21 protein-coding genes and 1 pseudogene are annotated in these 26,488 nt (G+C 29.2%); 20 read left to right on the forward strand and 2 right to left on the reverse strand.

The window, feature by feature from the left end; all coding sequences use genetic code 11:
• The first annotated feature begins 65 nt into the window (after positions 1 to 65).
• Positions 66 to 2,072, forward strand: a complete 2,007-nt coding sequence (gene pulA / locus RSF37_RS01875) for a type I pullulanase (RefSeq protein ID WP_332562680.1) — start codon at positions 66 to 68, stop codon at positions 2,070 to 2,072.
• A 313-nt stretch (positions 2,073 to 2,385) separates the two neighbouring features.
• Here pulA and RSF37_RS01880 read toward each other — a convergent pair whose 3' ends face one another.
• Positions 2,386 to 3,183, reverse strand: a complete 798-nt coding sequence (locus tag RSF37_RS01880) for a transposase-like zinc-binding domain-containing protein (protein ID WP_332562681.1) — start codon at positions 3,181 to 3,183, stop codon at positions 2,386 to 2,388.
• 292 nt (positions 3,184 to 3,475) lie between these two features.
• On the opposite strand from RSF37_RS01880, the gene RSF37_RS01885 reads away from it, so the two are divergent.
• From RSF37_RS01885 to RSF37_RS01930, 9 genes and pseudogenes are all read left to right on the forward strand, one after another.
• Complete coding sequence (locus tag RSF37_RS01885; protein WP_332562682.1) at positions 3,476 to 4,588, forward strand: ABC transporter ATP-binding protein; 1,113 nt, start codon at positions 3,476 to 3,478, stop codon at positions 4,586 to 4,588.
• A gap of 38 nt (positions 4,589 to 4,626) precedes the next feature.
• The gene (locus RSF37_RS01890; RefSeq protein WP_332562683.1) at positions 4,627 to 5,595 is read left to right on the forward strand and encodes a PucR family transcriptional regulator; all 969 of its coding nucleotides are present in this window, start codon (positions 4,627 to 4,629) and stop codon (positions 5,593 to 5,595) included.
• 207 nt (positions 5,596 to 5,802) lie between these two features.
• Positions 5,803 to 7,014 (forward strand): sugar ABC transporter substrate-binding protein, encoded by a 1,212-nt coding sequence (locus RSF37_RS01895; protein WP_332562684.1) that lies wholly within the window; start codon positions 5,803 to 5,805, stop codon positions 7,012 to 7,014.
• Positions 7,015 to 7,136: 122 nt separating this feature from the next.
• Positions 7,137 to 8,012: a carbohydrate ABC transporter permease gene (locus RSF37_RS01900; RefSeq protein WP_332562741.1), complete on the forward strand. Its 876-nt coding sequence runs from the start codon at positions 7,137 to 7,139 to the stop codon at positions 8,010 to 8,012.
• A gap of 1 nt (position 8,013) precedes the next feature.
• Positions 8,014 to 8,871: a sugar ABC transporter permease gene (locus RSF37_RS01905; protein ID WP_332562685.1), complete on the forward strand. Its 858-nt coding sequence runs from the start codon at positions 8,014 to 8,016 to the stop codon at positions 8,869 to 8,871.
• Between the two features lie 26 nt (positions 8,872 to 8,897).
• Positions 8,898 to 10,610, forward strand: coding sequence for a glycoside hydrolase family 13 protein (locus RSF37_RS01910; RefSeq protein ID WP_332562686.1), 1,713 nt, complete (start codon positions 8,898 to 8,900; stop codon positions 10,608 to 10,610).
• Between the two features lie 35 nt (positions 10,611 to 10,645).
• Positions 10,646 to 12,671 (forward strand): annotated as a pseudogene (locus RSF37_RS01915) (TIM-barrel domain-containing protein).
• A gap of 11 nt (positions 12,672 to 12,682) precedes the next feature.
• Positions 12,683 to 14,164: a 4-alpha-glucanotransferase gene (gene malQ / locus RSF37_RS01925; RefSeq protein WP_332562689.1), complete on the forward strand. Its 1,482-nt coding sequence runs from the start codon at positions 12,683 to 12,685 to the stop codon at positions 14,162 to 14,164.
• Between the two features lie 5 nt (positions 14,165 to 14,169).
• Positions 14,170 to 16,530 (forward strand): glycogen/starch/alpha-glucan phosphorylase, encoded by a 2,361-nt coding sequence (locus tag RSF37_RS01930; RefSeq protein WP_332562690.1) that lies wholly within the window; start codon positions 14,170 to 14,172, stop codon positions 16,528 to 16,530.
• An 82-nt stretch (positions 16,531 to 16,612) separates the two neighbouring features.
• Here RSF37_RS01930 and RSF37_RS01935 read toward each other — a convergent pair whose 3' ends face one another.
• On the reverse strand, positions 16,613 to 17,395 hold the full coding sequence (locus tag RSF37_RS01935) for a DeoR/GlpR family DNA-binding transcription regulator (RefSeq protein WP_332562691.1): 783 nt from the start codon (positions 17,393 to 17,395) through the stop codon (positions 16,613 to 16,615).
• 465 nt (positions 17,396 to 17,860) lie between these two features.
• Here RSF37_RS01935 and ulaG point away from each other — a divergent pair, with 465 nt between their 5' ends.
• The 10 genes from ulaG (at position 17,861) to RSF37_RS01985 (ending at position 26,473) form a co-directional block, all read left to right on the forward strand.
• Positions 17,861 to 18,925 (forward strand): L-ascorbate 6-phosphate lactonase, encoded by a 1,065-nt coding sequence (gene ulaG, locus RSF37_RS01940; RefSeq protein ID WP_332562692.1) that lies wholly within the window; start codon positions 17,861 to 17,863, stop codon positions 18,923 to 18,925.
• A 30-nt stretch (positions 18,926 to 18,955) separates the two neighbouring features.
• Complete coding sequence (locus RSF37_RS01945; protein ID WP_332562693.1) at positions 18,956 to 19,390, forward strand: PTS sugar transporter subunit IIA; 435 nt, start codon at positions 18,956 to 18,958, stop codon at positions 19,388 to 19,390.
• A gap of 99 nt (positions 19,391 to 19,489) precedes the next feature.
• The gene (locus RSF37_RS01950) at positions 19,490 to 20,956 is read left to right on the forward strand and encodes a PTS ascorbate transporter subunit IIC (RefSeq protein ID WP_332562694.1); all 1,467 of its coding nucleotides are present in this window, start codon (positions 19,490 to 19,492) and stop codon (positions 20,954 to 20,956) included.
• Between the two features lie 60 nt (positions 20,957 to 21,016).
• Positions 21,017 to 21,307, forward strand: a complete 291-nt coding sequence (locus tag RSF37_RS01955) for a PTS sugar transporter subunit IIB (protein ID WP_332562695.1) — start codon at positions 21,017 to 21,019, stop codon at positions 21,305 to 21,307.
• 23 nt (positions 21,308 to 21,330) lie between these two features.
• The gene (locus tag RSF37_RS01960) at positions 21,331 to 22,365 is read left to right on the forward strand and encodes a hypothetical protein (protein WP_332562696.1); all 1,035 of its coding nucleotides are present in this window, start codon (positions 21,331 to 21,333) and stop codon (positions 22,363 to 22,365) included.
• 93 nt (positions 22,366 to 22,458) lie between these two features.
• Positions 22,459 to 23,157: an L-ribulose-5-phosphate 4-epimerase gene (locus RSF37_RS01965; protein WP_332562697.1), complete on the forward strand. Its 699-nt coding sequence runs from the start codon at positions 22,459 to 22,461 to the stop codon at positions 23,155 to 23,157.
• Between the two features lie 30 nt (positions 23,158 to 23,187).
• Positions 23,188 to 24,033 carry an L-ribulose-5-phosphate 3-epimerase gene (locus RSF37_RS01970; RefSeq protein WP_332562698.1) on the forward strand — a complete coding sequence of 282 codons (846 nt, stop codon included), beginning with the start codon at positions 23,188 to 23,190 and terminating at the stop codon, positions 24,031 to 24,033.
• 231 nt (positions 24,034 to 24,264) lie between these two features.
• Complete coding sequence (locus tag RSF37_RS01975) at positions 24,265 to 24,753, forward strand: DUF3794 domain-containing protein (protein WP_332562699.1); 489 nt, start codon at positions 24,265 to 24,267, stop codon at positions 24,751 to 24,753.
• Positions 24,754 to 24,766: 13 nt separating this feature from the next.
• The gene (locus RSF37_RS01980) at positions 24,767 to 25,249 is read left to right on the forward strand and encodes a hypothetical protein (protein ID WP_332562700.1); all 483 of its coding nucleotides are present in this window, start codon (positions 24,767 to 24,769) and stop codon (positions 25,247 to 25,249) included.
• A gap of 24 nt (positions 25,250 to 25,273) precedes the next feature.
• The gene (locus tag RSF37_RS01985) at positions 25,274 to 26,473 is read left to right on the forward strand and encodes an SPOCS domain-containing protein (RefSeq protein ID WP_332562701.1); all 1,200 of its coding nucleotides are present in this window, start codon (positions 25,274 to 25,276) and stop codon (positions 26,471 to 26,473) included.
• Positions 26,474 to 26,488: the final 15 nt, after the last annotated feature.

Raw genomic sequence — 26,488 nt, forward strand, 5'->3', positions numbered from 1 at the left:
ATTTTTAAAGATACAGTACATATTATATTTAAAAATATAAAATAGTTGTAAGAGAGGTAACTTATATGAATATTGATATAAAAAACATATATAACGAAGATTTAAGAAGAATAAGGGATATTTTTAATAGTGAAGAATTTGAGGAAGAGTACACTTATAATGGAGAGCTTGGTGCAATATACAGCAAAGAGAAGACAGAATTTAAGTTATGGTCACCAGTAGCTAGTACTGTTACTTTAGAGCTATTTAAAAAAGAAGGATTAGATAATTTTATTAAATTAGATAGTATTGAAATGGAAGAAGAAAATGGAGTTTTTAATGCTTTTTTAGAAGAAGATTTAAATAATATTTATTACAGATATAAAGTAAAAATAGGTAATGAAATTAATGTAGTTACTGATCCATATTCTAAAGGGGTATCTGCGAATGGCGAATACTCAATGGTTGTAGATTTAGAATGTACAAACCCTAGAAATTGGGATGAAGATAAAAAGCCAATTCTTAAATCAGCAGTAGATTCAATAATATATGAGATGCATATAAGGGATTTCTCAATAGATAATAATTCAGGAGCAAGTTTTAAAGGGAAATATAAAGGGGTATATGAAATTGGAACAACAACAGAACGTGGGACCAAAACTTGTATGGATCACTTAAAAGATCTTGGTATAACACACGTTCATTTACTACCCACTTTTGATTATAAATCTGTAGATGAGAAGAATTTAAGTAACCCAGGTTATAATTGGGGCTATGATCCAGAACATTATAATTCATTAGAAGGCTCATACTCAACAAATCCTTTTGATGGAGATATTAGAATTAAGGAATTTAAGGAGATGATTTTAAATCTTCATAATGAAGGAATAAGAGTTGTAATGGATGTTGTATATAATCATACTTATGAAAGTTATGATTCTATATTTAATAAGGTAGTACCTTACTACTATTATAGAGAAGATGATAATGGTAATTTCTCAAATGGATCAGGCTGTGGTAATGAAACAGCATCAGAGAGAAGTATGTTTAGAAAATTCATGATAGATTCAGTTTGTTACTTTGCTAAGGAGTATCATATAGATGGATTTAGATTTGATTTAATGGGTTTACATGATATTGATACAATGAGACAAATAAGGGAAGAACTTAATAAAATAGATGCATCGATTATAATGTATGGAGAAGGATGGACTGGTGGAGATACTTCACTTAAGTATGAAGATAGAGCATTAAAAGCAAACACAGTCAAGTATGGAAATATGCAAATAGCAGCATTTAGTGATGATATGAGGGATGCAGTAAAAGGTGATGTTTTCATAGCTGATAAAGGTGGATTTATAAATGGAGGAGAAGGTTTTGAAGAGACGATTAAATGTGGAATTGTTGCATCAATAAACCATCCAGAAATAGATTATTCTAAAGTTATTTATTCAGATAACTTCTGGGCAAATGAACCATATCAAACAGTTACGTATGCTTCAGCACATGATAATTACACATTGTTCGATAAATTGTATTTAACAGCGCAACATGAAAGTGAAGAAGAACTTATAAAGATGAATAAGTTAATTGCTTCGATTATACTAACATCACAAGGAATATCTTTCATACATTCAGGTGAAGAAATATTAAGAACTAAAACTGATGAAAATGGTAATAGAGTTGAGAATAGTTTTAAGTCACCAGACTATGTAAATAAGATAGACTGGACTAGAAAAGAAGAATGTGAAGATGTATATAATTATTATAAAGGTTTAATAAGACTAAGAAAGAATCACAAAATATTTAGAATGGATACAGCAAAAGATATAGTAAACAATCTAAAATTTGTTGATACTAATTATAGAAATGTTGTTCATTATACTTTAAATAGTAATAATTTAGATGATTCATTTAATGAATGTGTTGTTGTATTTAATGGTAATAAAGATAATATATCAGTTAATATAAATGATGGAATTTGGAAAGTGATATTAGATGGAAATGAAATAAATGAAGATGGAATTAGAGAATTTGATGGAAGTGAACTTGAGGTACTTGGAAGAAGTGCAACAATATTAGTTAGAATATAATAATATGTAGAGAAGGTTATATCTTTAAGCTGTACAGTTTTTAGGTATAGCTTTTTTTGTGTGTTGCTTGAGTGGACATAACTTGAGGTGAGAAGTGGTTTTGATAGTAAAAAAATACTATAATGCAATGTTATACTTAAATATTGGTAATGAAAATCACCGTTTGTAGAAAAATAGGGTAAAGTATAATATTAAGATAAAAGAGGGCGAAATGTGTAGAATGTAAGATGAATAAAAAATGCATTATTATTAAATGGGATGGTTGTCCTAGACGGGATCTAATCTAATAAAATTTAAATAAAAATAAAAAAATTCAAGAGCAAAATATTGCATTAAGAATATTGGAAGTCATAACTTTACTCTTAAAAGAATCTTCAAATACGTGAATGAACCAATCTAAATAAGAATCTAAGTATTTAGTTGCAACTCCTTTAAAATTGCCAAGCCATACTTTCAGAAAAGAAGAAAATTTATATAAAAAATCATTCAAATTATATTTTATAAGATTAGGACAGTCTTTAAATTTTTTCAAATCTGTATTCAATCTTCTAGCAATTGCTGGTGAGTATCTATCGAAAAAACCAATTATATTTGAATTAAAATTAATTTTATTTTTTATAATATTTTGAGAAATATGCTGAAATAATATCCCTTTAGAAACTACTTTAGAAAAAGACATACATTTCTCATTAACTGCGACGTTAAGAAAAACATTTTTTCTAGGCTCTTTGACTAATGAAACTGGAGGAACCTTCTGGCCTTTAAAGCTTTCACGGAAATTTATATGTTTTAAGCCTATATAATTATAAAGAAAAATGTTGTTATTGCAGTTTGAAAGTTTATTTAATATTTTATGCCGCCACTTAAAGGAAGTAGTAATACTAATATTCAATTTTGCAGCGCAGGCACGTATACTATTACCAGAAAACATAAGGAAACAGTATTCATACCATGCATTAGATGATTTTTTAGAATTGTACCAGACGGAATTCGTACAATCAGAAAATGTTTTATTACAGCTTTTACATTTATATCTTTGAACTTTTTTATATCGTCCATACTTTATAAAAGATTCATTTGAGCAAAATGGACAATTTTTATAATTATTCATATATATTCACCTCATTAGATTATAGACAAAGAAACATATATTTAAACTACCAATACATAAGTGTAACATTGCTATATGAAGAATTAGTTATACATAAACCCAATAAACAAAAATCATACATTAAGTTAATAGAATGTTAATATCACCAAAAATATTTAACAAATAAAACGAAAAAATGTGAATTTATACAAATCATCATTCTTATTTTTGGGAGTTTTGTCTATAGATGAAAATGTTTAACTGATGTAGAATTAACCTATAAAAATTAAATATATTTTAGGAGGTAGTAATAATGTCAAACGTATTACTTGAACATATTTACAAAATTTATCCTGGTGACGTAGTTGCAGTAAAGGATTTTAATTTGAATATAGAGGATAAAGAATTCATTGTATTTGTTGGGCCATCAGGATGTGGTAAATCAACAACACTTAGAATGATTGCAGGACTTGAAGAGATTTCAAAAGGTACTTTAAAAATAGGGGATAGAGTAGTTAATGAAGTAGAGCCAAAGGAAAGAGATATCGCAATGGTATTCCAAAACTATGCTTTATATCCACATATGTCAGTATATGATAATATGGCGTTTGGATTAAAGCTTAGAAAGATTCCTAAAGAAGAAATTGATACAAAAGTTCATGATGCAGCAAAAATTTTAGATATAGAACATTTATTAGAAAGAAAACCAAAGGCTTTATCTGGAGGTCAAAGACAGAGGGTAGCCCTTGGAAGAGCTATAGTTAGAGAACCAAAAGTATTCTTAATGGATGAACCATTATCAAATTTAGATGCTAAATTAAGAGTTCAAATGAGAACTGAAATATGCAAATTATATCAAAAATTACAAACAACATTTATATATGTTACACATGACCAAGTTGAAGCTATGACAATGGGTACAAGAATAGTTGTTATGAAAGACGGAATAATACAACAAGTAGATACTCCACAAAATATATATAGCAATCCAGCAAATGTATTTGTTGCAGGATTTATTGGAAGTCCTCAAATGAATTTCTTAGAAGGAAAAGTTGAAAAGGAAGAAGAAAAATATTATATTTATTTCAAAAAGGGCGGAAAAATTTCATTACCTAAAGAAAAGGGAGATAAGCTTAATAAAGATGGATATATAGGAAAGTCAGTAATATTTGGTATAAGACCTGAAAATATTAAAGATGATGAAGAATTATTAAAAGAAAATAAGGATCGTACAATAGAAGTTACAGTAGAAGTTACAGAACTTATGGGTGCTGAAAGTTATATATATTCTAAATATAATGATCAAAACATAACAGTAAAATTAAGTTATGCAAGTGATTTAAGAACTGGTGATAAAGGTATATTTTATGTAAATAGCGATAAAATTCATGTTTTTGATAGAGAAAGTAATTTGAATATATTATAATTGTTATAAATTATGGATTTAAAAGGTAGGGGATTAAAATGTGCTGTTTTCAAGATTTTTTAAAGGAAGTGTATTTAAATACTGAGATATCTTTTATTGTGAAATTAAATAATAAAGAAGTATTTAATTCAATAGATAATAAATTGTTAATAGAACATAAAATAGTAGCGAATGTATTAGAATTTAATAATAAAAAAATAAGCATTATAACTTTAGAAAGAGATGAAAACTGCATACCTTTATTAATATATTTAATTAAAGAAAACCTAAATAAAGCATCTCAAAATAATGAGAAATTAATAAGAAAGATACTAAAAGGTGAAATAGTAGATTATAGGCTATTAGAAAAAGAGTTTTCAAAAATAGGGGATAAATTTTATATTATAAATATTATTTTAAAAAACAATAACTTAATAGGTGGAAAAGAATTAATAGATGCTCTTTATAAAGGCGTTACAACTTTAATAGTTGAAGATCATATTGTTATTTTAGGTAATTTTGATTATATTTCAGATCATATGATTAGTCTTAAGGATTCGATAGAATCAAATCTTTATTCTGAATGCTATATAAGTTATAAGAAGTTAAAGTCATTAAAGAATATAAAGGAATGCTTTGAAGTAAATGAGTTTAAATTAGACTTAGCTATAAGATATGAGTTAGAAGAGAATGTATATGGCGAAAAAGACTTATTTTTTGAATGTGTAATAGATAAATTAGATGAAAATATAAAAAGCAGAATATTAAAAGATATAGAAAAACGTTGCTCTAAGCTTGATGATGAGCTAGTAAGAACAATAGATATTTTATATAAATCAGGAATGAATTTAAGTGAAGCATCTAAAATGTTATACATACATAGAAATACACTTTTATATAGAATTGATAAAATTCAAAAGTATACAACCTATGATATAAGAAATTTTCAAGAAGCAATAGACTTTAAAATAATATTTTCCATTTGGAGAGAAAACAAAAGGAAAATAAGCCTCTTCACAAATTATTAACAATGTTTTTGGATCATATTACAAAAGTGTCCAAATTATAATAAAACCGTTGAAAATGTTTTCTACAGAGTATAAAATATAAATGAAAACGATTCCGAAAGTGATACTTAATAAGTTTAAAATTACTTATATGAAATCTTTTATTTTATTTTTATACTTTTTGGAACCGTTACCAAAAATAATACATACTACAAGGAGGAATTTAAAATGATAAAGAGAAAGAAAATTTTATCTGCCATAGTGGCAACTATGGTGTTAACAGGAGCCTTAGTTGGATGTGGTGGAAGTTCTTCAAAAGAATCATCAGCAAAAGAACTTAAGGTATGGTCAAGATTAACAGAACAAGAAGTAGCAGAAATAAAACCTTTAGCAGAAAAATGGGGCGAAGAAAATGGTGTTAAGGTCACTATTGCAATAGATAAATCAAAAACACAAGAAGCGGTACAAGCTATAAATGCTGGAAAAGGTCCAGATTTAATGTTTGGTATACCACATGACAATATAGGATTATTTGAAAAAGCAGGGCTTTTAGAAGAGTTACCTAAAGACTTAGTAAAAGACAGTGACTTCTCATCAAAACAAGTTATGGATGCTGTAACAGTAAACGGAAAGAGATACGCACTTCCAATAGCACAAGAAACAGTTGCTCTTTTCTACAATAAAGATAAAGCTAAGGAAGCACCAAAAACTATGGAAGAAGTAGTTAAAAAAGGTAAAGATGTTGGATTTAAATTTGACATAAATAACTTCTATAACAGCTATGGATTTATAGCAGCAAATGGTGGTTATGTATTTAAAGATACTAATGGAACATTAGATCCAAAAGATATAGGTCTTGATAATGAAGGAGCTATAAAAGGATATCAATTTATACAAGATTTAGTTCAAAAAGATAAACTAATGCCAGCAGATATTAAAGGTGATATGGCAAAGGGTGACTTTACAAACAATAAAATAGGTTACTATATTTCAGGACCTTGGGATGTAGCTTCATTTAAAGAAGCAGGAGTAAACTTTGGTGTTGCAACAATGCCAACTTTAGATGGTAAGAAAGTTCCAACATTTATGGGTGTTCAAACAGCATTTGTAAGTGCTAAATCAGAAAACAAAGATTTAGCTTGGAAGCTTGGAAAATACCTTTTAGATAATTCAGAAAAAGTATTATTAGATAAAGGTAATAGAATACCAGTACTTAAGAGTGCATTAGAAAGTAAAGACTTTAAAGATAATAAATATATGTCAGCATTTGCTGAACAAGCTAAAAATGCTACACCAATGCCAAACATACCAGAAGTTCAAGCAATGTGGCAACCAGCAGGAGCTAACTTAATTTTATTAACTTCAGGAAAAATATCTCCACAAGAATGTGGAAAGCTTATGAATGAGCAAATTAAACAAGGTATAGAACAACAAAAGTAAAGATGTAGAATAAGAGGGGATTTAATCCCCTTCTTCTATATTAATTATAAATGAGGGGAAGATGAAACGTGGTTAATAAAGCTAAGAAAAAGAATCAAACTAAAAAAGCATTACCATATTTAATGCCAGCAATTATTTCAATAATTATTTTCACAGTTTTACCTATATTATATACAATTTATATTTCATTTACTGACTATACAATGTTTACTCAAGGGTCACCTAAATTTGTAGGATTTAAAAACTTTATAGAAGTATTTACAGGGCCTTTTAAAGAAGTATTTATGCCAGTACTAGGCTGGAACATTATATATGCAGTAAGTGCAACATTATTAACATTTTTCTTAGGGCTAATTGTTGCTATGGCTGTTAATAATCCTAATATGAGAGAAAAGGGAGTATACAGAGCTATATTAATAATTCCATGGGCATTGCCTGCAACAGTAGCAATACTTTCATGGCAAGGACTTTTAAATGGTAGCTACGGAGCTATAAATAATTTACTAATGAATATGCATGTAATTGCAAAGCCAATTGAATGGTTAACAGATCCAACAATGGCTAGAGTTTCAATAATAATAGTAAGTGTATGGCTTGGATTCCCATATATGATGAATGTATGCTTAGGAGCTTTAGGGGCTATACCTGATAGTTACTATGAAGCAGCAGACGTTGATGGTGCTAGTAAGTTCCTTCAATTTAGAAAGATAACATTACCAAGTTTAGCAAGAACAGCATATCCACTTGTAATTTCATCATTTGCTTTTAATTTCAATAACTTTGCACAAGCATTCTTAATTACAGAGGGTGGACCTCCAAGAGTAGCAACTCAATTTGCTGGATATACAGATATTCTTGCATCCGTAAATTACAAATTATCAACACAATTCGGTAGATTTGATATAGCATCTGCTATAAGTATTATATTATTTTTAATACTAGCAACAATGTCATATGTTCAAATGAGAATGTCAGGCCAATTTGAGGAGGCGGAATAAGATGGAGAAGGAATTAAAGTACAAAAGAAAATTAAGACCAGCAGAAGTAAGAAGTTTATGGATATCAAGAATATTTATATTAATTATGATTTGTATAGTTTTATTCCCAGTAATATCAATAATTTCAGCTTCAATGTCAACAGGTGAAGCATTCACACAAACAACAATATTTCCAAAAACATTTTCTTTAGAAAATTATAAAAAAGTATTAGTAGAAACAAACTTTTTAGTATGGATTAAAAACTCATTAATAGTATGTTTTTGCATTTCTATAATTCAACTTATACTTACAATACCAATAGCATTTGCTTTCTCAAAATTAAAGTTCACAGGAAGAAAAAAGGGACTAATGTTCTTATTATTACTTCAAATGTTCCCAGCTGCAATGGCATTACCAGCAATTCTTGCAATAGCATATAGAGTTAATGCAATGGACCATATAATGACACTTGTAATTATTCAAGCTGGTGCTAGTGCTTATAACATATGGCTTATGAAAGGGTTTATGGATAGTATACCAAAGGAGCTTACAGAAGCAGCTTATGTTGATGGTGCAAGTACATTCCAAACATTTATAAAAGTTATATTACCATTAACTAAAAACATGTTACTTGTAATATTCTTATTCACATTCGTTGGAGCATACAGTGAATTTATATTTGCAGCAGCACTTATGAAAGATCCAACATGCCAAACACTACCAATAGGATTACAACAATTTATAACAAATAAATTCTCAGCAAACTGGACACAATATTCAGCAGCAGCAATAATGGCATCATTACCAATAGTTGTATTAGCTACAATAGGACAAAAGTATATGTCAAAAGGATTAACTGCAGGTTCAGTTAAAGGCTAATATGAAAAATAGGAGGGTTTTCTATTATGAATTTACATGCAATATATCATATTCCAGAAGTGCCATATGCGTATAGCATAGATGATAATAAGTTATTTATTAAATTAAGAGTTGCAAATAATGATGTAAAAAAAGTAAACCTATATTATAAAGACAGATATGAATGGAGACATGAGTTTAAGATTAGTGAGATGAAGAAAGTATCAGAAACAGAGCTTTTTGATTTTTTTGAATACACAGTTAGTGTAGCTGAAGGTAGAGTTAAATATTTCTTTGAAATAGAAGGCTTAGATGGAACTATAATTTACTTTAATGAAAGAGGAACATTGAAAGAAAAGCCGGAAGAACTTGGAGATTTTCAATACCCATATATTAATTCTGATGAAATATACGAAGATGTTAAATGGACTAATGAATCAGTAGTATATCAAATATTTCCTGATAGATTTTGTAACGGAAATAAAGACAATGATTTATATGGAACAGAAAAATGGGGAGATAAAGTTAAAAGTAAAAGTTTTTTTGGTGGCGATATAAAAGGTGTATTAGATAAAGTTAATTATTTATATGACCTTGGAATAAATATTGTGTACTTAACTCCTATTTTCAAATCATCATCAAATCATAAGTACAACACGGAAGATTACTTTGAAATTGATGAAAGTTTTGGAACAAAGGAAGAGTTTAGAAAACTTGTGGAAGAGCTTCATAAAAGAGATATAAAGATTATTTTAGATGCAGTTTTTAACCATTCAGGAGATGACTTCTTTGCATTTAAACATATTAAGAAAAATGGAATCAATTCCAAATATAAAGATTGGTATTTTATAAATGGTGAGGAAATAGAAGATAGTATTAATTATAGAACATTTGGAAACAAACTTAAGTATATGCCAAAGCTTAATATGGAAAATGAAGAAACAAAAGAGTACTTTTTAAATGTAGGGACTTATTGGATAAAGGAATTTAATATTGATGGATGGAGACTTGATGTTAGTGATGAAGTTTCTCATACATTCTGGAAAGCTTTTAGAAAGACAGTTAAAAGAGTGAATAAAGATATATTTATAATTGGTGAAATTATGCATGAAGGAAAAACATTCTTAAAGGGTGATGAATTTGATTCATCAATGAATTATCCATTTAGAGAAGCGTGTTTAGACTTTTTTGCATACAGAAGTATTAACGCTAAGGAATTGTTAGATAGAGTTATTATGAGAAAAGAGGGGTTAAGACGAGATATTTACAGTCAAATGCTAAACTTATTAGATTCTCATGATACAAAAAGGTTTTTAACAGAGTGTAGTGAGGATATTAAAAGACTAATGCTTGCAACAGTATTCCAATTTACAAGTGAAGGAATTCCATATATATATTATGGAGATGAAGTTGGATTATCCGGGGGGAATGATCCAGACTGTAGAAAGTGTATGATTTGGAATGAGAAAGATCAAAATAAACAATTATTAAGTCATTACAAAAAGCTTATAAAAATAAGAAAAGAAAATAATGCTTTAATGGTCGGAGAATATGAGGAAGTATATTCTAAAGGAAAGCTTCTAATATATAAAAGAATATTATGTAATGAAGAAATTTTAATTGTTATAAATAATGAAGAAGAAAAACAAAAGATAGATTTAAATATCTTTGGTGAATTTAATGATATGTATTTAGATGAGACTATAAAAATAGATGGAGAGCTTGAAATTAACGGAATGGACTTTAAAATATTAAAGTAATTTTTAAAATTTATATTACGAAGGAAGAGAGATGTATGAGTATAAAGAGATTTTCATTTGGAAACATAATAGATTGTGATTCAGTAGTTAAATGCATTAAAGCAGAAGAAAGTAATGATATTCCTTATTTCTCAGTTGAGGAAGGTAAATTAATACTTCAATTAGAAGATGATGATATAGTTTATGGCCTTGGTGAAAATGTAAGGGGAATAAATAAAAGAGGATGGATGTTTGAAAGCTACTGCTCTGATGATCCGAATCATTCACAAGATAAGAAGTCTTTATATGGGGCTCACAATTTTATTTTAGTTCATGGTATTCAAGATTTTGGAGTGCTTATTGATACCCCATCAAAAGTGAATTTTGATATAGGTTATACAAATAATGATGAGCTTACAATTGATGCAGAAGGAAATCCATATGATTTATATGTTATAGAAGGAAATAGTTTAGAAAATATAGTACAAAGTTTTAGGGAACTAATTGGTATGAGCTATGTTCCACCTAAATGGGCTTTTGGTTATGGTCAAAGTAGATGGAGCTATGCAAATGAAGAAGAAGTATTAAACGTTAAAGAACAGTTTATAAAAAGGGATTTACCAATAGACTCAATATATTTAGATATTGATTATATGGAAAGATTTAAAAACTTTACAATAGATAGAGGAGCATTTGAAAACTTTGAATCTATGACTTCTAATATTAAAAAAGATGGTATAAGACTTGTTCCAATAATAGATGCAGGTGTAAAGGTTGAAGATGGATACGATGTATATGAAGAAGGTGTAGAAAAGGGATATTTCTGCAAAGATAAAAGTGGTAATCCATTTGTTGCAGCAGTATGGCCTGGAAAAGTTCATTTTCCAGATTTTTTAAATAAAGATGCAAGACTTTGGTTTGGAAAGAAATATAAATGGTTAATTGATAAAGGAATCGAAGGATTTTGGAATGATATGAATGAACCTGCTATATTTTATTCAGAGGAAGGACTAAAAAGAGCATATAAGAAAGTTGAAGAAAGTAAAGATAAAAACTTAGATATTTATAGTTTCTTTAACCTTAAAGATGCATTTTTAGGTTTAAGTAATAGTTCTGAAGATTATAATAGTTTCTATCACAATATGGATGGGAAAATATTAAAGCATAATGATGTACATAATCTTTACGGCCACAATATGACAAGGGCAGCAAAAGAAGGCTTAGATGAAATAGATAATAATAAGAGGTTTTTATTATTTTCAAGAGCTTCATCAATAGGAATGCATAGATATGGTGGTATTTGGACAGGTGATAACTCATCTCTTTGGGAACATTTAGAGATGAATGTTAAGATGATGCCTAACTTAAATATGTGTGGTTATCTTTATACAGGAGCTGATACAGGTGGATTTGGTGGTAACTGTACAGGTGACTTATTAACTAGATGGTTCCAATTTAGTATATTCACCCCTTTATTTAGAAATCATTCTGCTATGGGAACAAGAAAGCAAGAGCCGTATGCGTTTGGTGAAAAGGTAGAAAGTAATATAAGGAACTTACTACAATTTAGATATGGGTTTATTCCATATTTATATAGTGAATATATGAAGTCAGTACTTTCAAATAAGATTATGTTTAAACCTTTAAGTTTTGAGTATAAAGATAGTACATCAAAAGAGATAGAGGATCAACTTCTACTTGGAGAAAGATTTACAATATGAAATAAAAGAAAAAGGTCATCACTTTATAGAAGTTTTATTAGACGAATTTATATTCTTTATTAAGAAAAATAAAGTGTTACTTTTAGGAGATTATGCAAAAAATACAGATAGTTTAAATAACAAGGAACTAAACGCAGTAGTGTATTTAGAGGATAAAGGAAGTTACAAATTATACGATGATGATGGAAAGTCAAATGATTATTTAAAAGGTAAATATGATGAAATAGAAATAGCTCTTCTAAATAATAATGGAGATGTAGAAATTAATTGCACAAAAAAAGGCGACATAAAAATAGAAAAAATTAATTTCATAATTATTTTAAATAACGGAGAGGTATTAGAGAAAACTTATAGTTTTTAGGGGGAAGCAAAATGAATAAAAGAAGTAGTGGAGTATTAATGCATATCTCCTCTCTTCCTGGAGAATTTGGAATCGGTTCCGTAGGAAAAGAGGCATATGAATTTGTAGATTTTTTAGTAGAGGCAGGTCAAAAATATTGGCAGATACTACCTCTTGGGCATACTAGTTATGGGGATTCACCATACCAATGCTTTTCAGCATTTGCAGGAAATCCTAATTTTATAGATTTAGATATTTTAAAAAAAGAAGAACTTTTAAATGAAATAGATTATAAAAATGTAAATTTTGGTAATAATGAAGAGGTAGTAGATTATTCCTTAATATTTGAATTAAGAAATAAAATATTAAATATTGCTTATGAAAATTTCAAAAATAAGAAGGAATCAGATTTCGAAATATTTAAAAAGGAAAATGAAGTATGGCTTGAAGACTATAGTTCTTACATGGCAATAAAAGAAAAGTTTAATTTAAAGTCATGGAGAGAATGGGATGATTTTAATATAGTAAGTAGAAAAGAAGAATCATTAATGAAGTACAAGGAAGAGCTTAAAGATAGAATAGAATATTATAACTTCCTTCAATATGAATTCTTTAAACAATGGAACTTACTTAAAAGTTATGCAAATGATAAAGGTATTGAAATAATAGGAGACCTTCCAATATATGTTGCAGATGATAGTGCTGATATGTGGAGTAATCCTAATATGTTTAAAGTAGATAAAGACAATAAACTTAAAGTTGTAGCAGGATGTCCACCGGATTCCTTTGCATTAACAGGGCAGTTATGGGGTAATCCTATTTATGACTGGGATGAACTTGATAAAGATGAGTACAAATGGTGGGTTCTTAGAATTAAAGAGAGCTTAAAGATTTATGATGTTATTAGAATTGATCACTTTAGAGGTTTTGAAAGTTATTATGAAATACCTTTTGGTGATAAAACAGCAGAGTTTGGAGTGTGGACAAAGGGTCCAGGAATTAAACTATTTGATGCCATAAAAAAGGACTTAGGTAATGTAAATGTAATAGCAGAGGATTTAGGGTTCATGACTGAAGAAGTAATACAGTTTAGAAATGCAACTGGTTTTCCAGGTATGAAAGTATTACAGTTTGCCTTTGGTGGAGAAGATAGTACAGATTTGCCACACAATTACACTAGAAATACAATAGCTTATACTGGAACTCATGATAATGATACTGTACTTGGATGGTTTAATAATGCATCAGAGGAAGAAAGAGAAAAAGCAATAGAATATTTAAAACTTAATAAAGAAGAAGGAATAAGCTTTGGATTTATAAGAGGAATTTGGAGTTCAGTTAGTAATATAAGTATTGCTACAATGCAAGATTTATTAGAATTAGATTCAGAAGCTAGAATGAATATTCCATCAACGCTTGGTGGAAACTGGCAATGGAGAATGAAAAAAGGTATTTTAAATAAAGATTTATCAAAAAGACTATATGACTTAAGTAAGTTATACGGGAGGGTTTAATAAATATGAATAAAATTGAATTAAAAAATAGTATTGAGAGAGAACTAAAAATAAAATATGGTGTGTCATTAGAAAAAGCAGATAATGGTGAGATATTCTCAAGCCTTTCATCAGTATTAATGGGAATGATAGTAGATAATTGGAATGAAACTACTAATATATATGAAAAAGAAAAACAAGCTTACTACTTTTCAGCAGAGTATTTAATGGGAAGAGCTCTTGGAAATAATTTAATAAACCTTGGAATTTATGAAGAGGTAGAAGGATTATTAAAGGAATTAAATATTGATATAAATGAAATAGAAGAAGGGGAAGAGGATGCAGCCCTTGGAAATGGTGGTCTTGGAAGACTTGCAGCTTGTTTTATGGATTCAGCTGCAGCTATGGAAATACCACTTAGAGGTTATGGAATAAGGTATTCAAACGGATTATTTAAACAATACTTTGAAAATGGATACCAATATGAATGTGCAGATAACTGGTTAACACATGGAGATCCATGGAGTATTAGAAAAGAAAAAGAAACTGTTTTAGTAAATTTTAACCAAATGACAGTAAAGGCAGTACCATACGATACGCCAATTATAGGATACAAAAGTAAAAATATAAATACTTTAAGACTTTGGAAATGTGAGTCTACAGAAGAATTTGATTTTAATGCGTTTAATGATGGCGATTATGCTAAAGCTGTAGAACAAAAAAATAAAGCTGATGATATAAGTAGAGTATTATATCCAAATGATGATAAAAAAGAAGGAAAGCTATTAAGATTAAAACAGCAATACTTCCTAGTAAGTGCATCACTTAAAGATATAGTAAGAAGTCACGTTGCACTTCATGGAGAAAACTTTAATGAGTTTGGAAGATACCATGCAGTTCAATTAAACGATACTCATCCAGTACTTGCTATACCAGAATTTATAAGAATTTTAACTGAGGAACATGGAGTAGGTCTTGATGAGGCTATAAATATTTCAAAAACAGTATTTGCATATACAAACCATACTATACTTGCAGAAGCACTTGAAAAGTGGGATGTTAACTTAATTTTAGAACTGTTCCCAAGAATATTTGAAATAATTCAAGAAATAGATAATAGATTTATAGTTGAACTTAAAGAAAAAGGTTATTCTGAAGGTGAAATAGAAGAATTTAAAATAGTTAAAGATGGGGTAGCTAGAATGGCAAACCTTGCAATTCATATAGGGTTTGCAGTAAATGGTGTTGCAAAGCTTCATACTGACATCTTAAAAGAAATAGAACTTAACAATTGGTATAAATTATACAAAGATAAGTTCCAAAACAAGACAAATGGTATAACTCCAAGAAGATGGATTAGACTTTGTAATAGACAGTTGTCTGATTTAATTACAGAGCTTATTGGAGATGAATCTTGGGTTACTAATTTAGAAAAGCTTAAAACTTTAGAAAAGTACAAGGATGATGATAAAGTTTTAAACAGATTTATGGAAATAAAACATGAAAAGAAAGTTGAACTTGCAAATTATATAAAAGAAACACAAGGAATAGAAATTGATCCAAACTCAATATTTGATATTCAAATAAAGAGACTTCATGAGTATAAGAGACAACTTTTAAATACATTATATGTACTAGATCTTTATAATAGATTAAAGGAAAATCCAAATATGGAAATAGAAAATACTACATTTATATTTGGGGCAAAAGCTTTCCCAGGATATAGAAGAGCTAAGGCTATAATTAAATTTACTAATGAAGTTGCAAATCTTATAAATAATGATGAATCAATTAATGGTAAGATAAAAGTTGTATTTGTTGAGAATTATAGAGTTTCATATGCAGAAAAATTATTCCCAGCAGCTGATGTATCAAAGCAAATATCAACAGCAGGTAAGGAAGCATCAGGAACAGGTAATATGAAATTCATGTTAAATGGTGCACCTACTTTTGGTACTATGGATGGAGCAAATGTTGAAATAGTAAATGCATCAGGTGATGAAAATAACTTTATATTTGGATTAACTGTAGAAGAGATAGAAAAGTTAAAAGGAAACTATAATTCTCAAAATTATTACTACAATAATGTAGGATTAAAAAGAGTTGTTGATTCATTAATAGATGGAACTTTTGATGATTCTAATACAGGTCTTTTCAGAGATTTATATAATTCATTAGTTGAAGAGGGAGACCAATACTTCTTATTAGCTGATTTTGAAAGCTTTAAAGAAGAAGAAGATAAAGTATTTAAAGCATATAGTGATAAAATGGGATGGGCTAAGAAGGCATTTCTAAATGTATGTAACTCAGGAACATTTTCATCAGATAGAACAATACTTGAATATGCTAAAGATATTTGGAATATAAAAAAGATAGAAAATAAATAGTTAAATTAAAAAAATAACTTGTTAGAGGCTAATTGCTAAACCTAGGAATAATATAGGGTTATAATGCAATTAGCCTCTAATTTTATTCAGTAGTAAATATAACTTCCACACCTTTTTCTTCTAAATGGTGTATTTCGTTAGTATCTGCTTTAGAATCTGTTATAACATAATTGATTTTATCAATATCACCACTAGAAAAATTATGATGACGACCAATTTTTGAACTATCAGTAAGAACGAAAGTTGGTCCATTACAATTTTCAAGCATCTTCATATTAATAGTAGTTTCTTGTAATACAGATGTGCTTATACCTGAGTGTGCAGTTATTCCACTAACACCTAAGAAGCACTTAGTAGCTGTTATTTTTGAAATTATTTGTGTTGCTATATCACCGACCATAGATTGTTTTCTACCATAAACTTCACCACCAGTTAAAATAACTTCTACTTTAGGTGAAAGGTTCATGCTTAAAACTTTACCGTTGTTTGTAATTACGACAACTCGCTTATCTTCAAGATATTCTAAAATCTTAATTGCAGTAGAGCTTGAATTTATAAATATACTATCGCCATCCTCTATAAACTCAGCAGCTTTCTTTGCGATAGCTTCTTTATTTCTTTGTCTTTCATCATTTGAGTCATTATAATAAGGATCTTCGCTTAATGCGCCTTCAATTAGAACAGCTCCGCCGTAACGTCTTTTAATTACACCCTCATTTTCAAGATTTTGAAAATCTCTTCGTATTGTTATATTTGATGTGTTTAAAAGCTCAGCTAAATCCTCAGTTTTTGCACTTTTATGTTCTTTTAAGTATTTGATTATGGCCTGTTGTCTTTTGAAAACAAAGCCTTTTGCGTTTTTCAATTTAGTATCCTCCTTAAAGTTCTATAGCATCCACATAGTTAAATATTCCATTTAAGTAGTGAGTATCCTTTAAAATGTAACAAATTATATAGATACTTCTTATAAAGTTCTTATATAAAGAAATTTATATATTTATTTTACATATTATTAGATAAACTAATGAAAATTATATTAAAACAGACAAAATGATAATTTTATACAATCAAAAAATCTTCATATTGTAATTGTATATAAAAAAAATGATAAAATCAATTAAATATATAAAATAAAGCGAAAAAAACGAACACAATGAACATAAAATAACTATAAAAAGTGTAAAAATGAATTTTTAAGAAAAAATAATCAAAAAATACTTGAAAAGTAAACATATACAAGCTATAATAAAATCAATAAATGATTAAAAGAACTTTTAAATAAATCAAAACGTTCAAAAAGAACAAAAGGTAAAAAGAGGAGGATTATAATATGAGTACAGTAAATGAAATAACAAGAGAGTCATGGGTATTAAATACTTTTCCAGAATGGGGAACTTGGTTAAATGAAGAAATAGAAGGGGAAGTAGTAAAACCAGGAACATTTTCTATGTGGTGGCTTGGATGTACAGGAATATGGGTTAAAACTGAAGGTAATGCAAACCTTTGCATAGATTTTTGGTGTGGAAGTGGTAAGAAAACGAAAACAAATCCTTACATAAATCCAGAGCATCAAATGGCTAGAATGTGTGGAGGTAAGAAGTTACAACCTAACTTAAGAGTAGCACCATTTGTATTAGATCCATTTGCAATAAAAGAAATTGATGCAGTAATTTCAACACATGATCATAATGATCACATAGATGTTAATGTAGCAGCTGCAGTACTTAAAAATTGTAAAAACGATGTTCCGTTCATTGGACCACAAGCTTGTGTTGATAAATGGATAGGATGGGGAGTTCCAGCAGAGAGATGTATAGTAGTAAAGCCTGGAGACATAATAAAAATTAAAGATGTAGAACTTGAAGCATTAGAATCATTTGATAGAACAGCATTAATAACAGCTCCACCAGAAGGAGACTTAAGAGGAAAGATGCCAGTTGATATGGATTATAAAGCAGTTAACTATTTAGTTAAAACACCTGGTGGAAATCTTTATCATAGTGGAGATTCTCACTACTCAAACTTCTATGCAAAACATGGAAATGAACATAAAATTGATGTAGCACTTGGTTCATATGGAGAAAATCCAAGAGGAATTACAGATAAGATGACATCAGTTGATATTTTAAGAATGGGAGAAGCACTTAATACAGAAGTTGTTATACCATTCCACCATGATATATGGTCAAACTTCCAAGCAGATACTCATGAAATATTAGCATTATATGATATGAAAAAAGATAGACTACAATATAAATTTAAACCATTTATATGGCAAGTTGGTGGAAAGTTTACATTCCCAGAAGATAAGGATAAGAGAGAGTATCATTATCCAAGAGGTTTTGATGACTGCTTTGAAGTTGATATAAACTTACCATACAATTCATTCTTATAAGAATTTAGAAAAGCTGAGGTGTCTTAAGTTATGTTAAAAGAGTTAATCGAAAAAAAGAGATATTCTTTTCATGAAGGCTTTGATAATTGGGAGGATGCAGTGAGAGCTGCATGCGCTCCCTTAGAAGAGCAAAATGCAATAGAGAAAGAATATCCAGATTTAATAATAGAGAGCATTAAGAAATATGGACCATATATAGTAATTGCACCGAAAATTGCAATACCTCACGCACAAGAAGGTCATGGGGTTAATGAAACATCAATGTGTTTTATGAAAACGAATACTCCTGTAAAATTCAGTGATGATGAAGCAGAAGATGCACAATTATTTTTTGTGCTAGCATCAACAGACAACGATATACATCTTCAAAATCTTGCAAACATGGTAGAACTTATATCGGATGAAGAAGTTGTAGAAAAATTATTAAAAGCCCAAAATATAGACGATTTAAAAGATATATTATAGAAATTTTCTTATTCCTTATTATTTGAAGTTTAATAATAAGGAATGAGAATCCCATACTTAAAATTGTGAAAAACAAATAGAAAAGGGAGGATAAATTTTATGGATTTTTTAATTTCAATTTGGGAGTTTTTCCAAAACAACATTCTTACTAAACCGGCATTCTTCATAGGTTTTATTGTTTTAATAGGATACTTATTACTTAAGAGGCCAATTTACGAAGCTGTAGCAGGTTTTATAAAGGCAACAGTTGGTTATTTAATTTTAAATGTTGCAGCAAGTGGACTTGTTAGCAATTTCAGACCAATACTTGCAGGGCTTAAAGATCGTTTTGATCTTCAAGCAGCAGTTATAGATCCATACTTTGGACAAACGGCAGCTCAAGAAGCTATTGGAAGTATCGGAAGATCATTCTCAATGATGATGGTAGTTTTACTTGTAGCATTTATGTTTAATTTAGTATTAGTACTACTTCGCAAAATAACAAAAGTTCGTACTGTATTTATAACAGGTCACGTAATGGTACAACAATCAGCAACAGCTTTATGGCTTGTATTCTTCTGCTTCCCACAACTAGCGGATATGGGAGTAGTATGTATGCTTGGACTATTACTTGGAACTTACTGGGCAGTATTCTCAAATCTAACTGTAGAGCCTTGTCAAGAGCTTACAGAAGGTGGAGGATTTGCAGTTGGTCACCAACAAATGTTTGGTATATGGCTTACTGATAAAGTAGCAGGAAAAATAGGTAATAGTAAAAAGAGTATTGAAGATTTAGAGCTTCCAGGATTTTTATCAATCTTTAGTGATAACGTTGTAGCAACAGGAATATTAATGGTGTTATTCTTCGGTACAATAATGGGAATTTTAGGACCAGACTTAATGCATACAATAGACAAAGGATTTGATTCAAATACAAACTTTGTGTTCTACATATTAGAAAAATCACTTAACTTTGCAGTTTACTTAAGTATATTACAACTTGGAGTTAGAATGTTCGTTGCAGAACTTACAGAATCATTCCAAGGTATTTCAAATAAATTACTTCCAGGATCAGTGCCAGCAGTAGATTGTGCGGCAACTTATGGATTCGGTCATCCAAATGCAGTTACAATAGGATTCTTATTTGGAGCTATAGGACAATTTATAGCAATTATAGGTCTTGTAGTATTTAAAAGTCCAGTACTTATAATAACAGGATTCGTACCGCTATTCTTTGATAATGCTACCTTTGCAGTATTTGCTAATAAAAAGGGTGGACTTAAAGCAGCAATGATAATTCCATTCGTATCAGGAGTAATCCAAGTACTAGGTGGAGCATTTGCAGCATTCTACTTTGGATTAGCTCAATATGGTGGATGGCATGGTAACTTTGACTGGGACACATTATGGCCAGTAATTGGAGTTATAATGAACAATTTAGGATATGTAGGTGTTGCAGTTGTAATAATTGGAATGCTTCTAATACCACAATTACAATACAGAAAAGATAAGAGAGGTTACTTCAAGATAGTTGAAGATTACGAAGGATATTTAGAAGATAAAGAAGCAGAAAAGAAAAGTGCTTAATAAATATTGTTAAGTAGAAAATTCAAATAAATAGAGAATTTATTTTAGGAGGAGATTATTATGTTAAAAGTAATAGCAGCATGTGGAAATGGGATGGGTTCAAGCCAAATAATTAAAATGAAAATAGAGAAGATTTTTAAAAAGTTAAATATACCAGTATCAATACATCACACTAGTATTGGTGAAGCAAAAACTCAAGCATCAGGATATGATGTAGTATTTTGTTCAGAAGCTCTTAAGAAGAATTTTGCAAAGGCAGAATCTTCAGGAACTATAATTATAGGACTTAGAAATCTTTTATCAGAAAAAGAAATAGAGGAAAAAATAGTTGAGAATATAGTAAACAAATAGTTTTAGATTAGGGAGGCTTTAATATGAAGATCGAAAAGAAATTTCTAACTGATTTACATAGATGTTATGCAACTAGTAGTACAGTTATAGATGGAGATAGAAAAATACTTATCGCAACAGAAGGTGAAGGTAAGTGCTTCATGTATGAAGGAGAAGACTTTAAACAGTCAACAGTTTGGGATGGTCCTGGTGGAACGATGTCTATAATAGCAGTTCCAGGAAAGAACGGAGATTTCCTTGCAGTACAAAGATTTTTCCCAACATTCCAATCTGAAGATGCTGAAATAGTATGGGGTAAATTTGTTGATGGTAAATGGGAGATAAAAACTTTATTTAAACTACCATACCTTCATAGATTTGATATTTTAGAAGCTAATGGGAAATTATACTTCTTAGGAGCTGTATTATGTAACAGCAAAAAATGTAAAGAAGATTGGAGCGATCCAGGTAAGATATATGTTGGAGAAATTCCAGAAGATTTAAATGAAAAGATAGAGCTTAAAGTAATTAAAGAAGGGTTAACTAAAAACCATGGTTATTGCAGAAGTGAATTTGAAGGTAAGATGGTTGGATTAGTTACATCTGAAGAAGGAATATTTAGAGTAACTCCACCTCAAAATAAAGATGATGAGTGGACTGTTATGCAAATAATGGATAGACCAACAAGTGATGTAGCTGTAGTTGATATTGATTGTGATGGAGAAGATGAATTAGTTACAATTGAAGAATTCCACGGAAAACATTTTAGAATTAATAAAAAATATGGCGATGAGTATAAGATTATATATGAATACCCAAAAGAGATGGACTTTGGACATGTTGTATGGGGTGGAAAACTTAGAGGAGTTCCTACAATAATAGGTGGATATAGAAGAAATGATAAAGATTTATTCTATGTTCAATGTACAGATAAAGATAACTTAACATTTAAGACAGAAGTTATTGAATCAGGGGTAGGTCCTAGTAATGTTGCAGTTATAAATGAAGAAGATAGAGATATTATAATATCTGCAAATAGAGAACTTGGACAAGCTGCTCTATATATTGTAACAGAATAAAATAATAAATTTTAAGTAGTAAGGTAGGAGTCTATAAAGGTAGGCTTCTGCCTTAATTAAAAGGTTTTATTAATATATTAAGGAGGTTTTACTATGTTAGAAAAGTTAAAAAAAGAAGTTTATGATGCAAATATGCTTCTTCCAAAATATAATTTAGTTACTTTTACTTGGGGAAATGTTTCTTCAATAGATAGAGAAAAGGGGTTAATAGTAATTAAGCCATCAGGTGTAGAGTACGATGTTATGAAACCAGAAGATATGGTAGTAGTAGATTTAGATGGTAATGTTGTTGAAGGTAATTATAAGCCATCATCAGATACAGATACTCATATTAAATTATATAAAGAATTTAAAAATATTGGTGGAGTTGTACATACTCATTCAAGATGGGCAACAATATTTGCACAAGCTGGGAAGGGGATTAAACCTTATGGAACAACTCAAGCAGATTACTTTGCAGATGAGATTCCATGTACGAGAGATATGAGACAAAATGAAATAGAAGGAAATTACGAATATAATACTGGAACAGTTATAATTGAAAGATTTAATGGAATAAATCCTGATCGTATTCCAGCAGTGCTTGTGAAAAATCATGGACCTTTCACATGGGGAAAAGATGCTAATGAGGCAGTTCATAATGCAGTAGTTTTAGAAGAAGTTGCAATGATGGCATACAATACAGAAATTCTTGCAAATAAGAAAGTTGATTCAATATCAGATGATTTACTAAATAAACATTTTAATAGAAAGCATGGACCAAATGCATATTATGGACAAGCAGAAGGATAAATGTAGTTAAACTTTAAGGAGAGATAGCATATGAAGGAATATTATATTGGACTATATGAAAAAGCAATGCCAAGCACTTTGTCATGGAGAGAGAAGCTTGAGTGTGCAAGAGATAATAATTATGACTTTGTTGAGATTAGTATAGATGAAACTGATGAAAAACTTAAGAGATTAGATATGACTAAGGAAGAGAGATGGGCCCTTGTTAATCTAATGTATGAGGTAGCTGTTCCTATAAGAACTATGTGCCTTAGTGGACATAGAAAGTATCCTCTTGGAAGTTTAGATAAAGAGACAAGAGAACGTGGAATGAAAATAATGGAGAAAGCTATAAAGCTTGCAGATGATTTAGGAATTAGAATAATACAACTTGCAGGTTATGATGTCTATTATGAACAAGGAAATGAAGAGACTAAGAGGCTATTTTTAGAAAATTTAAAAATAGCAGTTAACATGGCAGCAAGATCAGGTGTTATATTAGCATTTGAAACAATGGAAACTGAGTTTATGAATACTGTAGGGAAGGCTATGAAGTATGTAGATACAATTAATTCACCATACCTTCAAGTATATCCAGATTGCGGTAATATAAAAAATGCTGCTAAAACATATGGAACAGATGAAATAGCAGATTTAAGAAGTGGAGTAGGACATATTGCAGCTGTTCATCTTAAAGAAACCGTTCAAGGAAAGTTTAGAGAAATTCCATTTGGAACAGGTCATGTAAATTTTGAGAATATAATTAAAGCATCTTTAGATATGGGTGTTAGAAGATTTGTAACTGAATTTTGGTACACTGGAAGTGGAGATTTTAGAGCAGATATTAAAAGTTCTAAAGAATTTATTGATGAAAAGTTTAGGTCATTTACAAAATAATTTAAATAAAATTGAACTTTTAAAATAACTAAATTAAATTAGATATTTATAAACTGCATAATATAGAGTTTAAAAAAATATAAATAAGAGGAGAAATTATAAAATATAATTTTTCCTCTTATTTTTATGCAATTAATTATTTTACACAGGGGTGATAAATAAAAAAATATAGCAAATTATTTTAGTTTTCATAGTTTAAATGTAAGGCTAAGTTTAATAAGGAGGAAATGTATGGATAATTTTGTTAGAAATTTAATTGAATATCAAGGAATAGATGCTTATGAAGATGAAGTATGCCCATTAAAAGAAACTACAACTTTTAAGCAAACTACTATTGATGTCAATTTATGTGTACCAAAAGAAAAACCAGATATTGAACAAGTAGTAAAAGTTTCTATAAAAAAAGAGGTAGTAAAATACAAAGTTGTAAAAACGCCTGTTGGAATATCTGAAGAAGGGCAAGAAATTACAGGTAATAAGCTTTTAGTTATGGGAGATATCATTCTAAAAATATTTTATGTTGCTGATGAACCAGAGCAAAGTATGCACAGTTTTCATGTAGTAATACCATTTTGTGAATATGTAGTACTTCCTCTTACGTTTAAAGGGTTTAGTGTAGTATCACCAGAGATATATGTAGAAGATGTTTATGTAAGAAAGCAAGATAGTAGATGCCTTTTTGGAAATGTAACATTACTTACTGTAGCAGACCTATGTTAAAGGAGGTATTTTTATGACATTTAGAAGTGATTATTCACCAAACCAATCATTACCAGAAGAAGTTAAATATTTTAAAGAAGAGATAATTAATGAGGTACTAATACTACCTGAAAAGAAACCTAATATGGAAAGAATGTTAAAGCCTCTTGTAAGTATATCAGTAGAAGATAGTAAGCTTATAAAAACGGAAAAAGGATTATCAAATGAAGGTCAAAATTTAACTGGTTGGAAATTAGTTGTAAAGCTTAGAATAAAAGAAAAAATAACTTATGTAGCAGATAGATGTACGCAGTCAGTTCATGCAGCTCATTATGAAACAATTAAAAATTTATTTGTTATACTACCTGAAAAAATTGATGATGAATTTGTTTGTAATTTATACAAAAAATCTAAATTAAGTATTACTCCGTATGTAGAGTGTGTCCAGGCGAGAATGTTAGACAATAGGAGTATTCATAAATGTGTAATGCTTTTAGTTGACGTTAAAAAGATTTAGTTTTAAAAGAATTGGGGGATGAAAATGATAAATCCATTGACGGTTGAAAAACTAAGCAATTTTAGTGAAGCTGTAGTTTCAGATGTAGTTACTTATTCGATAAAAATAATAAATACAACTGGAGTAATAATAAATCAAATTAACATAAAAGATTTACTGAGTCCAGATCTAAATTTCGTAGAAGGAAGCGTGTATGTAGGAAATATTAATATTCCTACTGGAAATGTTTTAACTGGAGTTAATGTTGGTAACCTAGGCATTGGTTCTGAAATTATAGTAACTTTTAAAGCTGAAATAGTTAGTAAAAGTGGAAATTTAATAACTAATAAATCAACAGTTACGTTTAACTATATAGATCCAGATGATGGTATTAATAAAATAGCAGTTCAAGATAGTAATGAAAATCAAATATTAGTTGAAATTGCGGATCTTTATATAACTAAGACAGCAGATAAAGAAGAGGTTATGTTAAACGATATAATAAGCTATAGATTAGTTATACAAAATAAAGGAACAATAGATATTTTAAATATAGTACTGAAGGATGTTATAAATTCTCCAACTGAATTAATAGCAGGTTCTTTTAAAGTAAATGGAGTTACAGTTAATGATGTAAATATTGAAAATGGAGTAAATATAGGTGGATTGCCTAAAGGTGAAAGTGTAATTGTAGATTATAAAGTTAAAGTTAAAGGCGGAACTTGTTCAGGATTTATAGTAAATAATGCATTTGCAGAATATGATTATGTACTTCCAGATGGAGTAACTGGTAGAAAATTTAGTAATATTGCAGAAGTTATAATATCAGTTCAAATAGTTTCATTTAAACAACTTTGTTTAAGTAAAAATTGTACAATACCTTTAGAAAAGCCAGATATAGAAGAAATAAATGATGTTGAGGTTGGTGTAGTTATTGATGATAGTTATGTAATAAATACAATTAAGGCAGAATCAAATGAAGGACAAAAATTAAGTGGTAAAAAATTAATAATTCATGGGCATTTAAATGTAATTATTGAGTACACTGCTGCATTAGAAACTCAGCCTATACATTCTTCACATTGTACAATTCCGTTTAGTACATTTTTAATACTTCCGGAAGATTATATAGATAATCAATATGTTGAAATTAAAAGTGTTATAGAAAATTTAGATGCAGATGCTATAAATGAGAGAATGGCAATAGTTAATATAGTATTTTTAATAATAGCAAAAACAAATTAAAGAGAGGGGTTATTT

The sequence above is a fragment of the Clostridium sp. genome, from assembly GCF_036643715.1.
GTDB lineage: Bacteria > Bacillota > Clostridia > Clostridiales > Clostridiaceae > Clostridium.

Coding starts and splice junctions, on each gene's coding strand:
- RSF37_RS01955 (WP_332562695.1), top strand. CDS start 21,017: ATGTTAAAAGTAATAGCAGCATGTGGAAATGGGATGGGTTCAAGCCAA.
- RSF37_RS01965 (WP_332562697.1), top strand. CDS start 22,459: ATGTTAGAAAAGTTAAAAAAAGAAGTTTATGATGCAAATATGCTTCTT.
- malQ (WP_332562689.1), top strand. CDS start 12,683: ATGAATAAAAGAAGTAGTGGAGTATTAATGCATATCTCCTCTCTTCCT.
- RSF37_RS01905 (WP_332562685.1), top strand. CDS start 8,014: ATGGAGAAGGAATTAAAGTACAAAAGAAAATTAAGACCAGCAGAAGTA.
- RSF37_RS01885 (WP_332562682.1), top strand. CDS start 3,476: ATGTCAAACGTATTACTTGAACATATTTACAAAATTTATCCTGGTGAC.
- RSF37_RS01890 (WP_332562683.1), top strand. CDS start 4,627: ATGTGCTGTTTTCAAGATTTTTTAAAGGAAGTGTATTTAAATACTGAG.
- RSF37_RS01960 (WP_332562696.1), top strand. CDS start 21,331: ATGAAGATCGAAAAGAAATTTCTAACTGATTTACATAGATGTTATGCA.
- RSF37_RS01975 (WP_332562699.1), top strand. CDS start 24,265: ATGGATAATTTTGTTAGAAATTTAATTGAATATCAAGGAATAGATGCT.
- RSF37_RS01910 (WP_332562686.1), top strand. CDS start 8,898: ATGAATTTACATGCAATATATCATATTCCAGAAGTGCCATATGCGTAT.
- RSF37_RS01985 (WP_332562701.1), top strand. CDS start 25,274: ATGATAAATCCATTGACGGTTGAAAAACTAAGCAATTTTAGTGAAGCT.
- RSF37_RS01930 (WP_332562690.1), top strand. CDS start 14,170: ATGAATAAAATTGAATTAAAAAATAGTATTGAGAGAGAACTAAAAATA.
- RSF37_RS01895 (WP_332562684.1), top strand. CDS start 5,803: ATGATAAAGAGAAAGAAAATTTTATCTGCCATAGTGGCAACTATGGTG.
- RSF37_RS01900 (WP_332562741.1), top strand. CDS start 7,137: ATGCCAGCAATTATTTCAATAATTATTTTCACAGTTTTACCTATATTA.
- RSF37_RS01980 (WP_332562700.1), top strand. CDS start 24,767: ATGACATTTAGAAGTGATTATTCACCAAACCAATCATTACCAGAAGAA.
- pulA (WP_332562680.1), top strand. CDS start 66: ATGAATATTGATATAAAAAACATATATAACGAAGATTTAAGAAGAATA.
- RSF37_RS01880 (WP_332562681.1), bottom strand. CDS start 3,183: ATGAATAATTATAAAAATTGTCCATTTTGCTCAAATGAATCTTTTATA.
- RSF37_RS01945 (WP_332562693.1), top strand. CDS start 18,956: ATGTTAAAAGAGTTAATCGAAAAAAAGAGATATTCTTTTCATGAAGGC.
- RSF37_RS01970 (WP_332562698.1), top strand. CDS start 23,188: ATGAAGGAATATTATATTGGACTATATGAAAAAGCAATGCCAAGCACT.
- RSF37_RS01950 (WP_332562694.1), top strand. CDS start 19,490: ATGGATTTTTTAATTTCAATTTGGGAGTTTTTCCAAAACAACATTCTT.
- ulaG (WP_332562692.1), top strand. CDS start 17,861: ATGAGTACAGTAAATGAAATAACAAGAGAGTCATGGGTATTAAATACT.